At 72.5% G+C, this 13,215-nt stretch carries 13 protein-coding genes; 12 read left to right on the top strand and 1 reads right to left on the bottom strand.

Annotated features, from left to right (window positions below):
• The first annotated feature begins 79 nt into the window (after positions 1 to 79).
• Genes pelF through IT780_RS35260 form a run of 8 tightly spaced genes read left to right on the top strand, consistent with a single transcriptional unit; the run spans position 80 to position 8,221 of the window.
• Complete coding sequence (gene pelF, locus IT780_RS35295; protein ID WP_233414031.1) at positions 80 to 1,357, top strand: GT4 family glycosyltransferase PelF; 1,278 nt, start codon at positions 80 to 82, stop codon at positions 1,355 to 1,357.
• Entirely contained in the window at positions 1,354 to 2,760 is a 1,407-nt protein-coding gene (locus IT780_RS35290) for a hypothetical protein (protein ID WP_199516189.1), read from the top strand. Before pelF ends, IT780_RS35290 begins: the two co-directional genes overlap by 4 nt.
• Before the next feature lie 22 nt (positions 2,761 to 2,782).
• Positions 2,783 to 3,511, top strand: coding sequence for a sugar phosphate nucleotidyltransferase (locus tag IT780_RS35285; protein ID WP_199516188.1), 729 nt, complete (start codon positions 2,783 to 2,785; stop codon positions 3,509 to 3,511).
• On the top strand, positions 3,508 to 4,347 hold the full coding sequence (locus tag IT780_RS35280; protein WP_199516187.1) for an NAD-dependent epimerase/dehydratase family protein: 840 nt from the start codon (positions 3,508 to 3,510) through the stop codon (positions 4,345 to 4,347). Before IT780_RS35285 ends, IT780_RS35280 begins: the two co-directional genes overlap by 4 nt.
• Positions 4,344 to 5,246, top strand: a complete 903-nt coding sequence (locus IT780_RS35275; RefSeq protein ID WP_307831537.1) for a glycoside hydrolase family 191 protein — start codon at positions 4,344 to 4,346, stop codon at positions 5,244 to 5,246. Before IT780_RS35280 ends, IT780_RS35275 begins: the two co-directional genes overlap by 4 nt.
• 10 nt (positions 5,247 to 5,256) lie before the next feature.
• A complete protein-coding gene (locus IT780_RS35270) occupies positions 5,257 to 6,561 on the top strand; it encodes a nucleotide sugar dehydrogenase (protein WP_199516186.1) in 1,305 nt (434 codons plus the stop codon).
• Positions 6,558 to 7,526, top strand: coding sequence for an NAD-dependent epimerase/dehydratase family protein (locus tag IT780_RS35265; RefSeq protein WP_199516185.1), 969 nt, complete (start codon positions 6,558 to 6,560; stop codon positions 7,524 to 7,526). The genes IT780_RS35270 and IT780_RS35265 overlap by 4 nt, the downstream gene beginning before the upstream one ends.
• Complete coding sequence (locus tag IT780_RS35260; protein WP_199516184.1) at positions 7,523 to 8,221, top strand: endo alpha-1,4 polygalactosaminidase; 699 nt, start codon at positions 7,523 to 7,525, stop codon at positions 8,219 to 8,221. The genes IT780_RS35265 and IT780_RS35260 overlap by 4 nt, the downstream gene beginning before the upstream one ends.
• A 30-nt stretch (positions 8,222 to 8,251) precedes the next feature.
• Here IT780_RS35260 and IT780_RS35255 read toward each other — a convergent pair whose 3' ends face one another.
• The gene (locus IT780_RS35255) at positions 8,252 to 9,292 is read right to left on the bottom strand and encodes a zinc-dependent alcohol dehydrogenase family protein (RefSeq protein ID WP_199516183.1); all 1,041 of its coding nucleotides are present in this window, start codon (positions 9,290 to 9,292) and stop codon (positions 8,252 to 8,254) included.
• Between the two features lie 73 nt (positions 9,293 to 9,365).
• On the opposite strand from IT780_RS35255, the gene IT780_RS35250 reads away from it, so the two are divergent.
• The 4 genes from IT780_RS35250 to IT780_RS35235 all read left to right on the top strand — a co-directional run bounded on the left by IT780_RS35250 (position 9,366) and on the right by IT780_RS35235 (position 13,145).
• On the top strand, positions 9,366 to 9,917 hold the full coding sequence (locus IT780_RS35250; protein WP_199516182.1) for a TetR/AcrR family transcriptional regulator: 552 nt from the start codon (positions 9,366 to 9,368) through the stop codon (positions 9,915 to 9,917).
• A 51-nt stretch (positions 9,918 to 9,968) separates the two neighbouring features.
• A complete protein-coding gene (locus IT780_RS35245) occupies positions 9,969 to 10,475 on the top strand; it encodes a cupin domain-containing protein (protein ID WP_199516181.1) in 507 nt (168 codons plus the stop codon).
• 93 nt (positions 10,476 to 10,568) lie between these two features.
• Positions 10,569 to 11,657 carry a carboxypeptidase-like regulatory domain-containing protein gene (locus IT780_RS43320; protein ID WP_199516180.1) on the top strand — a complete coding sequence of 363 codons (1,089 nt, stop codon included), beginning with the start codon at positions 10,569 to 10,571 and terminating at the stop codon, positions 11,655 to 11,657.
• Positions 11,658 to 12,116: 459 nt separating this feature from the next.
• Positions 12,117 to 13,145: a glycoside hydrolase family 11 protein gene (locus IT780_RS35235; RefSeq protein WP_233414030.1), complete on the top strand. Its 1,029-nt coding sequence runs from the start codon at positions 12,117 to 12,119 to the stop codon at positions 13,143 to 13,145.
• Positions 13,146 to 13,215: the final 70 nt, after the last annotated feature.

Genomic DNA, 13,215 nt, shown 5'->3' with positions numbered 1-13,215 from the left:
CCCCCCGCACCCCCCCCCGGGGGTGCCCCCCCCCCGGGGGGGGGGGCGCCCCGGGGGGGGGCGGGGCCCCCCGCCCGGGATGGGCTTCACGGGTCCGTACGAGATGTTCCTGCGTGCCCTGATCACCCCGGTCGAGCCGGTGCGGCCGGAGCTGGGGCGCGGCCTGTTCCTGCTCGCCCTGCGCGGGCTGCACGACTACGCCGCCGGTGGCGGTGACCTCGGTGCCGCGCTGGTGTCGAACGAGGCGGTGACGATGATGCTCGACGCGTGGCACGACCTGCGCGTCGAGGAGACCGCCCCGGCGCCGACCGTGGCCGACGCCGTCCAGGCCACCTGGCTGATCGAGCACATGCTGCGCCCGCTCAGCGCCCCGGTGACCGAGGCGGACATCGTGCACTGCTCGATGAACGGCCTGTCGATGCTGGTCGCGATGGCCGCCAAGTGGCGCCGCGGCACGCCGCTGGTGATGAGCGAGCACGGCATCTACCTGCGCGAGCGCTACATCTCCTATCTGCACGACGACGCGCCCCACGCCGTACGGGTCATGGCGCTGAGCTTCTTCCGCTCGCTGGCCGGGGCGGCGTACCTGATCACCGATGTGCTGGCGCCGCATTCCGCCTACAACCGGCGGTGGCAGTTGCACAACGGCGCCGAGCCCGAACGCATGTGGACCATGTACAACGGCGTCGAGCCGGCCGACTTCCCCGCGGCCACCTCCGAACCCGACGTGCCGACCATCGCCTTCATGGGCCGGGTCGACCCGCTCAAGGACCTGCACACGCTGATCCGCGCGTTCGCCCTCGTGCGGGCCGAGATCCCGGCCGCCCGCCTGCGCATCTTCGGCGGCACGCCGGCGGTGAACCGGCTGTACCACGAGTCGTGCGAGCGGCTCATCGGCGAGCTCGGGCTGGTGGGCGCGGCGGTGCTCGAGGGCCGCATCGAACGCGCGGTCGATGCGTACCACGCGGGCAGCGTCGTCGCCCTCACCAGCATCTCCGAGGGGTTCCCGTACACGGTGGTCGAAGCGATGGCGTGCGGCCGGCCGACCGTCTGCACGAACGTGGGCGGGGTGGCCGAGGCGGTCGCGGACACCGGCCGGGTGGTGGCGCCGCGCGATCACGCGGCCGTGGCGGCGGCCTGCGTCGAGCTGTTGCGCGACCACGAGCTGCGGCACCGGCTCGGCGCCGCCGCCCGGGCCCGCGTCCTGGAGCACTTCACGCTCAACCAGTCGCTGCAGATGTACCGCAACGTCTACGAGGGTCTGGTCAGCCCGCTGCACGCCGGCGACCCGGTCCGGCACCTGGGTCCGGCGCCGCGGGTGCGCCCGGCCGCACCGGTCTGGGCGGGGCGGCGATGACCATCGAGCAGGGAACCTCGCCGGCGGCTCCGCCGATCCACCCGGTCGTGGTGCCGCGGATCTCCACCGACCCGTTGGACGAGCTGGTCGACCGGATGCGGCCGGCGCTGGCCCGCGCGGTCGAGGCCCTGCAGGTGGCCGCCGTGCTGGAGGCGGACGGCGTCACCGACCGGACGGCCCGGGTCGAGTACGGCTTCCCGGACGTCTTCGCCCTCGCCCAGGAGGTCTACCGGCGGCTGGGGCCACCCGCGGACGACCCTCCCGCACCGGCGGGCGGCAAGCACGGTCGCCGGCAGACCGTACGGCTGCTGCTGCACGGCCCGCTCTACGCCCTGCCCGGCGCCGTCTTTCCCGCGGTGCTGGCCGAGGTGGGGGAACGGGACGCGTTGATGGCGCTGACCGTGGCCGGGGTGGTCGGCTGGGCCTGCGCCGGAACTGTCGCGTACGCCGCGTACCAGTTCCTCGGTGCCGACCGCCCGCGCCGTGCCGCCCTCCTGCTGAGGGTCTCGGTGCCGGCGGCTGCCGTCACGGGCGTGCTCGCCGGCATGTCCATGGGCGGCGGCCGGAGCCTGATCCTGCTGGCCGTGGGGCAGCTGACCTACCAGCTGTCCGGCACGGTGCTGATGTTCTATCGGCGTGAAGGCCTGCAGGCGCTGGCGATGGCCCCGGCCGTGACCGCCGGGATCGCCTACCTCGTCGACGCTTCGCTGCGCGGGGTGGCGTTGGGCACCGCCGCGATCGGCGTCACCCTCGTCGCGGTCGCGGCCCTGGTGTGCACCCGGGGACGGGGCACGGGCAAGCGGTCCCGGGTCCGGATGCGCCGGCGGAGCCTGCTGGGCGTCACCGCGTACGGGTTCCTCTCGGCGGTGTTCCTGCTGCACGCCGCGCTGCCCTATCTGTCGCACCGGCTCGACATCGCGATCGGGGTGGCGCCGCTGATCCTGTCCATGGGCTTCGTCGAGTGGCGCGCCGAACGGTTCCGCTCGCAGGCCGTCGGGCTGACCCGGGTCAGCCTCCGGCCCCGCGACTTCGAACGGCGGGTCGGCACGCTCGTCGGCCGCGAGATCGGCGTCTGCATGGCCGTGCCGGCGGGGCTGGGCCTGGTGCTGCTCGCGGCGCTCGGCTTCCCCGGCCCGGAGAGCGCCGTCATGGTCGCGGCGCACGTCCTGCTCGCCGGCGTCTACTATCTCGCGTTCCTGCTGGCCGGCTTCGAGCGCTTCGGCCTGCTCTGCTGCGCGATTCTGGTCGCGCTCACGCTGCACCTCGGTGTCGTGCAGGTGGTGGGCCGGCCGGTGGCCCCGCTCGCCGACACGACCCTCTACCTCGGCAGCGTGCTCGCGCTGCTGGCGCAATTCCTGCTCGGCCTGGCACCGTCCGTGCGCCAGGTACGCCATTTCCGGTGATTCACTCGGGGGTGAGATCTGCATGCACGCGGTGATTCTCGCTGGCGGCAAAGGGGTGCGGCTGCGTCCGTACACCACCACGCTGCCGAAGCCTTTGATGCCGATCGGTGACAAGCACGCGATCCTGGAGATCGTTCTGGAGCAGCTCGCCGGGTGCGGGTTCACCTCGGTGACCCTGGCGATCAACCATCTCGGTCCGCTGATCCGCGCGTTCGTCGGCGACGGCGCCCGCTGGGGGCTGCAGGTCGACTACATCGAGGAGGACCGGCCGCTCTCGACCGTCGGGCCGCTCTTCGGGCTCAAGGAGGTGCTGCCCGAGCAGTTCCTCGTGATGAACGGCGACGTGCTCACGGACCTGAACTACGCGGACCTGCTCACCCAGCACACGCTCTCGGGCAGCGGCTTGACCGTGGCGATCGCCGAGCGCACCCACAAGGTGGAGTTCGGCGTGCTCGACGTCGAGGCCTCGCAGATCATCGGCTTCCGCGAGAAGCCCAGCCTGCGCTACCAGGTCAGCATGGGCGTGTACGGGATGAGCCGCCGCACCCTCGCGCCGTACCCGCCCGGCCGGCCGTTCGGCTTCGACGAGCTCGTGCTCGACCTGCTGGCCCGGCGCGAGCACCCGGCCACGTACCCGTTCACGGGGTTCTGGCTCGACATCGGCCGCCCGGAGGACTACGACGAGGCCAACCGCAGCTTCGAGCAGCTGCGCCCGGTCCTGTTGCGCGACCGCGCCGGGGAGCCGGTATGAAGATCGTGCTGTTCGGCTCCTCCGGCTTCATCGGCCGGCACGTGCGGGCCGCGCTGCGGGACGTGGGCGAGGTGATCTGCCCCGGCCGCGACCGTCACGACCTCGTCCGGGGCCCCACCGCCGAGCTGGCCGCGCTGGTGCGCGCGGAGGCACCCGACGCCGTGGTCTGCTGCGTCGGCGCGCTCACCGGGTCCGCCGAGGAGCTGGTGCGCGCGAACACACTGGTCGCCGCCAAGCTCCTCGAGGCGGCCGCGGGTGCCCGGCTCGTCCGGCTGGGCTCGGCGGGGGAGTACGGCGTCGTCCCGGGCGGGCAGTCCGTGACCGAGGACGACCGCGCCGAACCCGTGGGGGCGTACGGCGTCAGCCATCTCGCCGGCACCCGCCTCTTCGAGCTGGCCGATGCGCCCGCCGTCTCGGTCCGGGTGTTCAACCCCATCGGCGCGGGGCAACCGGCCGAGAACGTGCTCGGCCGGGCCGCCGCCCAGATGCGCGCCGGACATCCGGAGATCACCCTCGGGCCGCTCGCCGCGTACCGGGACTTCGTCGACGTGCGTGACGTGGCCTCACTCGTGCAGCGGGTCGTCGCCGCTGCCGCGCTGCCGCACCGGGTCTACAACGCCGGTAGCGGTCGTGCCGTCACGGTTCGCGAGGCGGTGGCTGCCCTGGCTCGCCACGCGGGGTACACCGGCGTCGTCCGCGAGGTGGGCGCCGGGCCACCGCGATCGGCGGCGGTGAGCTGGATCCGGGCCGACATCAGCCGGGCGGGTACCGATCTGGGCTGGGCGCCCGCGTACGACCTCGACGCGTCGATCAAGAGCATCTGGGACGAGTCGTGAGGAGGGCGGTGGCGGTCCTGGCGACGATGCTGACCGTCGCCGCCTGCACGTTCGGGCCCACGCCGCCGGTCCCGTTCCCCGCCGTGGGCCCGTCCTGGGCCTACCAGCTGCAGAAGTACCGGGACGGGCGCCTCGACCAGCTGGCGGCCGGCCCGTACCGGATCGTCGTGATCGACCTGGCCCGCGACGCGCACGCCGACTGGTTCACCCCTGACGAGATCGCGGCGGTGCGCGCCTCGGGCAAACAGGTCCTGGCGTACTTCGAGATCGGCAGCATCGAGGACTTCAGGCCCGAGTACCCGGTGCTGCAGCGGGTGGCACCCGACCTGATCGCCAACGAGTGGGCGGCCTGGCCGGGGGAGTTCTTCGTGCGCTACTACGACGAACGGTGGTGGCGCCTCGTCGTCGAGCCGCGCGTCGACCGGGCGATGCGGGCGGGGTTCGACGGGGTCTACCTCGACACCCCGCTGGCGTACGAGAACCTCCGCCTCGCCGCCACCCAGGGCCGCGACCGTACGGTGCTCGCCCGCGAGATGGCCGCTCTCGTCGCGAGGATCAGCGCGTACGGGAAGGCCCGCCGTCCCGGATTCCTCATCGTGCCGCAGAACTCCCCGGAACTGCGGCACCAGTCCGGCTACACCGCGGCGATCGACGGCATCGGCATGGAGGAGCTGTTCTTCCGCGCCACCGACGAGCGCTGCGTCGAGGACTGGTGCGCCGAGAACCTGGCCGAGACCCGCGCGCTGCGCGACGCCGGGAAGTTCGTGCTCAGCGTCGACTACGCCACCAGGGCCGCGGATGTGCGCGCTGCCTGCAAGCACTACGCCGCCGAAGGCTTCACCGGCACCGTGACCGTGCTGGACCTGGACCGGCCCGCTCCGCCGTGTCCCCGGATGTAAGGAGAACCGTATGCCTCAGACAATCGGAGTCGTGGGCCTCGGCTACGTCGGCCTGACGCTGACCGCCGCGCTCGCCGACAAGGGGTACGTCGTGCACGGCGCCGACGTGTCACCGGCCGTGATCCAGACCCTGTCGCAGGGCCGCTCGCACATCTTCGAGCCGGGCGTCGCCGAGATATTCCGCGATCGCGTCGGCGCCGGCATCCACGTCGCCGCCGACCTGCCCGGGGACACCGTGGACGTGGCCGTGATCAGCGTGTCCACCCCCGTCGACGAGTCCACCCGCCGGCCCAACCTGGCCAACCTGGCGGCGGCCGCGCGCAGCGTCGCGGCGACCTGCCGGCCGGGCACCCTCGTGGTGGTGCGCAGCACCGTGCCGGTCGGCACCAGCCGTCGCGTCGTGCTGCCGGAGCTCCGCGCGGCCTGGGGTGACGCCGTACGGCTCGTGATGGCGCCCGAACGCACCATCCAGGGCCAGGCGCTGCGGGAGCTCGTCGAGCTGCCGCAGGTCGTCGGCGGCCTCGACGAGGAGAGCCTGCGCGCCGGCGTCGAGTTCTTCTCCGGGCTGGCGCACACGGTGGTGCCGGTGTCCAACCTGGAGACGGCGGAGATGGTGAAGCTCTCCAACAACTGCCACACCGATCTGATCTACTCGTTCGGCAACGAGATCGCGCTCATCGCCGAGCAGCACGGGCTCGACCCGCTCGAGGTGATCCGGGCGGCCAACGTGGACTATCCGCGGCCGGACCTGTCGAAGCCCGGATACGTCGGCGGCGGCTGCCTCTCCAAGGACCCGTACATCATGCTCGACAGCGCGGGGAACCACCGGCCGTTCCTGGTCGGGCCGGCCCGAGCCCTCAACGAGTACCTGCCCGTGCACGTGGCCGAGACCGTCGTACGGCTCGTCCGCGAGATCCGGGGCGAGACCCGGGGACTGCGGCTGGTCGTGCTCGGGTGGGCGTACAAGGGCTGGCCGCCCACCGACGACATGCGCGGCACGCCGATCGCCGCCATGATGCCGATCTTCTCCGCGGCCGGGATCACGGTCACCGGCCACGACCCGATGGTCGGCGACGACGTGGTGCGGCGGTACGGCGGCGAGCCGGTCAGCCTGGACAAGGCCTTCACCGACAGCGACGCCATCCTGGTGATCAACGATCATCCCGACTACCGGGCGATGGACGTGATGTCGTTGCTGGGCGCGGCCCGCCCGGCGCTGATCTTCGACTCCTGGCGCATCCTCGACGGCGACGCCATCCGGGCCGCGGGCATCCGGTACGCCGGCCTGGGCTACCTGCCGGCGGTGACCGCATGAGGGCCCTGCTGCTCGGCGGCGCCGGCTTCATCGGCCTGCACCTGGCCCGGCGGCTCGTCCGCGACGGCCACGAGGTGACGATCGTCGACGACTTCTCCCGCGGGCGGGCGGACGCCGACCTGTCCGCGATGCGCTCGTCGCCCGGGGTCAGCGTGATCTCGGCGGACCTCACCGATCCGGGCACCTACGCCGGCATCCCGCGCGAGTGGGACCAGATCTACCTGCTCGCGGCCGTCGTGGGCGTCCGCAACGTCGAGACGGATCCGGCCCGGGTCGTGCGGGTCAACACCCTCACGGTGCTGCACCTGCTCGACTGGGTCGCCCCGGGCTCCCGCGTCTTCTTCGCCTCCACGAGCGAGGTCTACGCGGGCGGGGTCGACGCCGGCGTCGTCGAGGTGCCCACCGCCGAGGACGTGCCGACGATGATCTCCGACATCACGGCGCCCCGGTTCGCGTACGCGGCCAGCAAGCTCCTCGGGGAGGCGGCCTTCCTGCACACCGCGCGTGCCAGGGGCTTCGACGCCGTGGTGGGCCGCTTCCACAACGTGTACGGCCCGCGGATGGGCGCCGACCACGTCATCCCGGAGATGGCCCTGCGCGCCCACGCGGGCGAGGACCCGTTCCGCGTGCCCGGTGCCGACCAGTTCCGCGCGTTCTGCCACGTCGACGACGCGGTCGAGGCGATGATGCGCCTGATGGCCGCGCCCGGCGCGAAGGGCCGGATCGTACACATCGGCAACGACCGCGAGGAAACCAACATCGGCGACCTCGCCAAGCTGGTGCTGCGTGTCGCCGGGGTCAGCCCCGCCCTCGTCAGCTCCGCCGCGCCGCCCGGATCGGTGCACCGCCGCTGTCCCGACCTGTCGCGGTTGCGCGAGCTGACCGGCTACGAGCCGACGGTGACCCTGGAGGAGGGCGTGCGCACGACGTTCGCCTGGTACGCCGAGCACGGGAGGCCCGCATGAGCGCCGATCGGGCCCCGATCTGTTTCTACTACGGCAACGGCAAGCTGCTGGACCTCGCCGAATATCCGCGGGTCGTGCTGCAACCCGCCTTCTACAACGCCGAGGAACTGGCCTTCCTCAAGAGCCATGGGGCGCAGTGCCTGGGTTACCTGTCGCTGTCCGAGGACACCGGACCGCCGGCCGACTGGCAGCGCGTCGAGCGCAACCCTGACTGGGGCGGCACGTTCGTGCACGTCAGCCATCCCGGGTGGGTGTCGCACGTCGTCGGCCAGGCCCGCGACGCCCTCGCCGCCGGCTTCGACGGGCTGTTCCTCGACACGCTCAACGTGGAGCTGACGTTCCCGGAGGACGTGCCGCATCTGCTCACGCTGGTGGCCGCGATCCGGGCGGAGGCCGGGCCGGCGTACCTCCTCGCGAACCGGGGGTTCGGCATGCTCCCGCGGCTCGCTGAGCTGGTCGACGGCGTGGTGTTCGAGTCGTTCTCGGCCCGCTGGACCGAGGACGGGTACGCGCCCTGGCCGCCCGACGTGCTGGAGTTCCACGCCCAGATCGCGGAACAGCTGCTGCGCCTGGAGGTCGACCTCTACGCGCTCGACTACGCCGACGACCCCGGCCTGACGGACTTCGCGATGCGCCGCGCACGCCAGTTCGGCATGCAGTGCATCGTCAGCGATCGGGCACTGTCCCGCGTCTGACGCGTCCGTCCAGTGCCCCGCCGTCCGGCGTCACCGGGCCGGGTCGACGACCGTGATGCCGGCGACGGCGGCCCGGTCGAAGCGGGGGAGCAGCGCGGCCGCCTCCCCGAGCCCGATCGTGCGTTCGATGAGCCGCTGCGGTTGCAGCAGGTCCCGCTCGATGAGCGCCATCATGCCCGGGTAGTCGGCCGCGGCCATGCCGTGGCTGCCGAGCAGGTCGAGCTCCCAGCCGATCACCCGTGCCATCGGCAGCCGCGGATGGCCGTCGATCGGGGGGAGCAGTCCGATCTGCACGTGGCGGCCGCGGCGGCGGAGGCTGAGGATCGCGTCGGCGCAGGTCTGCTCGCTGCCCACCGCGTCGACCGCCACGTGGCTTCCGCCGCCGGTGAGCTCGGCGACGGTGGCCGGAACGTCCGTCCCGTCGGCCGGAACGGTGTGATCCGCGCCGAGCTCGGCGGCGACGGCGAGCGCCGCCGGGTTCCGGTCGACCGCGACGACCCGGGCGCCCAGGGCCCGGGCGATCATCACGGCGCTCAGCCCCACCCCGCCGGCGCCCAGCACGGTCACCCATTCACCCTCGCCCACCCGGGCCCGGCCGACGAGCGCACGGTACGCCGTGGCGAACCGGCACCCGAGGCTCGCGGCGGTCGCGAAGTCCACCCCCTCGGGCAGCCCCACCAGGTTGGTGTCGGCGGCGTGCAGGGCGACGTACTCGGCGAAGGACCCCCAGTGGGTGAATCCGGGCTGCTGCTGGTGGGGACACACCTGCGCGTCGCCGGCGCGGCACCACTCGCACCGCCCGCAGCCGCACACGAACGGCACGGTCACCCGGTCGCCGGCCCGCCAGCGGCCGACCTCCGCCCCCGTCTCGACGACCACGCCGGCCAGCTCGTGGCCCGGTACGTGCGGGAACGCGATGTCGTCGTCATGGCCGGCCCAGCCGTGCCAGTCGCTGCGGCACATCCCGGTGGCCATCACCCGGACGACCACACCGCCGGGAGCGGGCGTGGGCTCGGGCACCTCACGGACCTCGGGCAGCGCCCGAGCGGCATCGACGACGACAGCGCGCACCGCCCCATCCTCGCAGCCGGACCGGCGGTCCTAGGATTTTCGCCATGACGTGGCCCGGCGGGACGAGCGAGTGGTGAGTCGCGCCCCGCGCCGTGATGCTGTCGCCAACCGGGAGAAGCTGCTGCTGGCCGCGCTCGGCACGCTGCGGCGCGACGGGACAGCACCGATGTCGGTCATCGCGGGGGAGGCCGGCGTCGGGGTGGGCACGCTGTACCGCCACTTCCGCGACCGGGAGGCCTTGCTGGACGCCCTGCAGGTCCGTTCCATCGCGATGGTGGCCCGCCTCCTCGACGACGTCATGTCCCGCGCGGGCTCCGGCGTGGAGGCGCTCGAGGAGTTCCTGACCGGCACCGTGCGGCACGGTTCCGAGCTGTTCCTCCCGCATCACGGGGCCCCACGGTCGCAGAACCCGGAGTACGCGGACCTCAACCGGCAGGTGTGGCAGCGCGCCGGGCAGATGGTCGAACGCGGCCGGGACGACGGGACGCTGCGAGTCGACCTGACCGCCCGGGACGTGATCATGTTCGGGTCGCTGATCGCCGTACCGATGCCCGCGGTGGACGACTGGCCGGCCGTCGCGGGCCGCCAGATCGAGCTCTTCCTCGACGCCGCCCGCCGCCGCTAGGCGGACGAATTCGTCCGTTTAACGCTCACGCCAGCCGGGAACCGGACAACCATGACGACCATTCCCGACGACGACCCGGCACGCTCGCTGACCGTCGCGAGCCCGGACGACCCCGGTACGGCCCGCATCTCGCTGGCCGGTGACACCTACGCCGTGGTGATCACCGGTGAGCAGACGAACGGGCGGTACTGCCTCATCGACATGCGCGTGCCGGACGGTGGCGGCCCGCCTCCGCACCGGCACGACTTCGAGGAGATGTTCACCGTCCTCGAAGGCGAGATCGAGTTCACCTTCCGCGGCCGCCGGCACCTCGTCGCCGCCGGCTCCACCGTCAACATTCCTGCCAACGCCCCGCACAACTTCCGCAACGCCTCCGGCGCGCCGGCCCGGATGCTCTGCATGTGCACCCCCGCCGGTCAGGAGGAGTACTTCCTGCGCGTCGGCGACCGGGTGGCGAGCAACGACGCGCCGCCTCCGGACCTCACCGAGGACGAGATCGCCGACCGGCGCCGCCGGGCCGCCGAGCTCGCTCCGGCGTACCGCACCGAGCTGCTCTGAGCAGCCCCGGGTCGCGCATCGGGCCCGCGACCGGGCATAGTGACGACGGCGTCATCGACCGGAGTCGCTTGCCGTTGAAGAAGGTGATGGGACGTGACGACGCGCGTACGTGCCCGCTGGGCCCGGGCCGCAGCGTTGACCGCGCTGGCCGCAACGGCCCTCGCGGTGTCGGCCGCACCCGTGGCGGCCGCGCCGCCGGCGATCCGCATCGAGAGCGTGTCCTCGGACCGGGTGCAGTCGGGCGAGTCGGTGCGCGTACGGTTCCGCGCCACCAACAACGCCCGCCGCATCGAACGGGTCTTCGTGGCGGTGTCCGGCGGGCTCCGCTGCACCGCCGGATGCTCCGCGGTGCAGAGCATGGGGCCCGGCCGGAGCCAGAGCTTCGACGCCACGCTCGTCGCGCCGCAGGTGAACCCGGGCGAGGAGACCGGCCTGAACCTCGCGGTCTCCGTCCGGGTCGGCACCCAGACCGCCTTCGACCACAAGATGATCCTCGTCAGCGGCGCGGAGCGGAAACCGGCCACGGTGAGCCGGGTCTCCGGCCGCGTCCGCGACACCGGCGGCACGGCGATCACCGGAGCGGCTCTGACCGTACGCGACAGCGCCGGGCACGAATACCGTACGACCAGCGGCAAGGGCGGCAAGTTCTCGATCAAATCCAGCGGTGGCCGGCCGATCGCCCCGGGCCGCATCACCATCGTCGCCGGCAAGGACGGCTACCGCACCGCCCGCGCCACCGTGCAGGCGGCCGCGGGCGACGCCGCCACCGTCCGCGTGGTCCTGGCCGCGGTGGCCAAGCCCTCGCCGACCCCGACGACCACCACGGCAAGCCCCCTTGCGGTGGCGGAACCGCCGGTCGCGGACGACACCGCCGCCGAGACATCCCCGCCGGCCGCCGCCGACACCGCGGGAGACGGCGGCGGGACGCTGCTGCTCACCCTCCTCGGTGGCCTGCTGATCGCCGCGGGCCTGGGCGCGCTGGTGCTCCTGCTGATCCGCCGCCGGGCCCGCCCGGACGATCCGGACCCACTGGCGCCGGCCCAGGTGCCTCCTGCGGCGACCCAACTGCTGCCGCCGGTCGGCCCGGGCCCCGCCGGCATGGCCGACGCCCCGACCGCGCTGCTGCCGCCCGTACGGCCGGACAGCGGCTACCCCGGCCCCCACGGCGGGCAGTTCCGCTAGCGAGGCCGGCTCAGCGTTCCTGGTCGTTCCCGCGCAGCCGGGTCCGGAGAAAGACCCGGCAATTCCTGCGGTACGGGCATGCCCGGAGGCTGCCCGACGCGCGTGGCCGCGCGCTTGCCGGCAGATGACGGCAGGTGGCCGCCGATTTCGGAAGTTTCAGGCCGTCGTGATCCACCGATACCTCGGCGTTACAAGGCCGCGATGAGGGCGTCAGTCGACCTCGCATGGATATGGGTCCTGAGCTGCCCTTATCGCCTGTCTGGCGCGCGAAGATCAAGATCTTCGTTTCCGGAACATTTCCGAAAGTAATTGACAAGGCGGCGCGCGGCGGGCCACGATCCGCAGTGACGGACTTGAATGTCGTCATCCCCGCCACGAGGCACAGCGCCCGCCCGACGGCGGTATTCGTCGTGCCCGTGGGGGCTGTCCCCCCGCGGCCCTTCATGAGGAGGCACTCGCATGACCGCAGAACTGGACCACCCGAAACGCCGCCGCCGCGGCCGCATCCGGTTGCTCGTCGCCGCCGCGTGCAGCGTGGCGTTGACGGTTTCCGGACTGACGATCGCCGGCGTCGCGCACGCCGAGTCCGACCGGACCGTCAGCTCGAGCACCACCGGTACCCACAACGGGTACTACTTCTCGTTCTGGAAGGACAGCGGCAACGCCAGCATGACCTTGCGCGAGAACGGCCGCTACAGCAGCAGCTGGGACCGCAGCACCAACAACTGGGTCGGCGGCAAGGGCTGGGCCACGGGCTCCCGCCGGACGGTCACGTACTCGGGCAACTACAACCCGGGCAACAACAACAGCTACCTCGCCCTGTACGGATGGACGCGTAACCCGCTCATCGAGTACTACATCGTCGAGAACTTCGGCAGCTACAACCCGAGCACGGGCGCCCAGCGGCTGGGTACGGTCACCACGGACGGTGGCACGTACGACATCCTGCGCACCCAGCGCGTCAACCAGCCCTCGATCGACGGCACCCAGACGTTCTACCAGTACTGGAGCGTCCGCCAGCAGAAGCGCAGCAGCGGCACCATCACCACCGCCAACCACTTCGACGCGTGGGCGCGGGCCGGCCTGAACCTGGGCAACAGCTGGGCGTACCAGATCATGGCGACCGAGGGTTACCAGAGCCAGGGCAGCTCGGACATCACCGTCAGCGAGGGCAGCACGCCGCCGCCCACCGGCCCGACCACCACGCCGCCCACGGGCGGCACCGGCAACTGCACCGCGGTCCTGTCGGCCGGTCAGCAGTTCGGTGACCGGTTCAACCTCAACGTCGCCGTCAGCGGCACCAACAGCTGGACCGTCCAGCTCAACCTGAACGGCGGCCAGAGCCTGCAGAACAGCTGGAACGCCTCGGTCAGCGGCACGAGCGGGACGGTCACCGCCCGGCCGAACGGCAGTGGCAACAACTTCGGCGTGACCATCATGGCCAACGGCAACTGGACCTGGCCGACGGTCACCTGCCGCGCCGGCTGACCCCGGCCCTTCGGCGAACCACAACCCGAACAGAACCGTAGTCGTGGCGCGGCGGCCCCTGGCCGCCGCG

The organism is Nucisporomicrobium flavum, from assembly GCF_016464385.1.
GTDB lineage: Bacteria > Actinomycetota > Actinomycetes > Mycobacteriales > Micromonosporaceae > Actinoplanes > Actinoplanes flavus_A.
Note: the sequence above shows the minus strand (reverse complement) of the source record. Positions and strands in the feature narration are given on the sequence as shown.

Bases quoted from the DNA above. Each gene is read 5' to 3' on its own strand.
- IT780_RS35260 (WP_199516184.1), top strand. From the start codon at position 7,523: ATGAGCGCCGATCGGGCCCCGATCTGTTTCTACTACGGCAACGGCAAG.
- IT780_RS35280 (WP_199516187.1), top strand. From the start codon at position 3,508: ATGAAGATCGTGCTGTTCGGCTCCTCCGGCTTCATCGGCCGGCACGTG.
- IT780_RS35285 (WP_199516188.1), top strand. From the start codon at position 2,783: ATGCACGCGGTGATTCTCGCTGGCGGCAAAGGGGTGCGGCTGCGTCCG.
- IT780_RS35290 (WP_199516189.1), top strand. From the start codon at position 1,354: ATGACCATCGAGCAGGGAACCTCGCCGGCGGCTCCGCCGATCCACCCG.
- IT780_RS35245 (WP_199516181.1), top strand. From the start codon at position 9,969: ATGACGACCATTCCCGACGACGACCCGGCACGCTCGCTGACCGTCGCG.
- IT780_RS35265 (WP_199516185.1), top strand. From the start codon at position 6,558: ATGAGGGCCCTGCTGCTCGGCGGCGCCGGCTTCATCGGCCTGCACCTG.
- IT780_RS35235 (WP_233414030.1), top strand. From the start codon at position 12,117: ATGACCGCAGAACTGGACCACCCGAAACGCCGCCGCCGCGGCCGCATC.
- IT780_RS35270 (WP_199516186.1), top strand. From the start codon at position 5,257: ATGCCTCAGACAATCGGAGTCGTGGGCCTCGGCTACGTCGGCCTGACG.
- pelF (WP_233414031.1), top strand. From the start codon at position 80: ATGGGCTTCACGGGTCCGTACGAGATGTTCCTGCGTGCCCTGATCACC.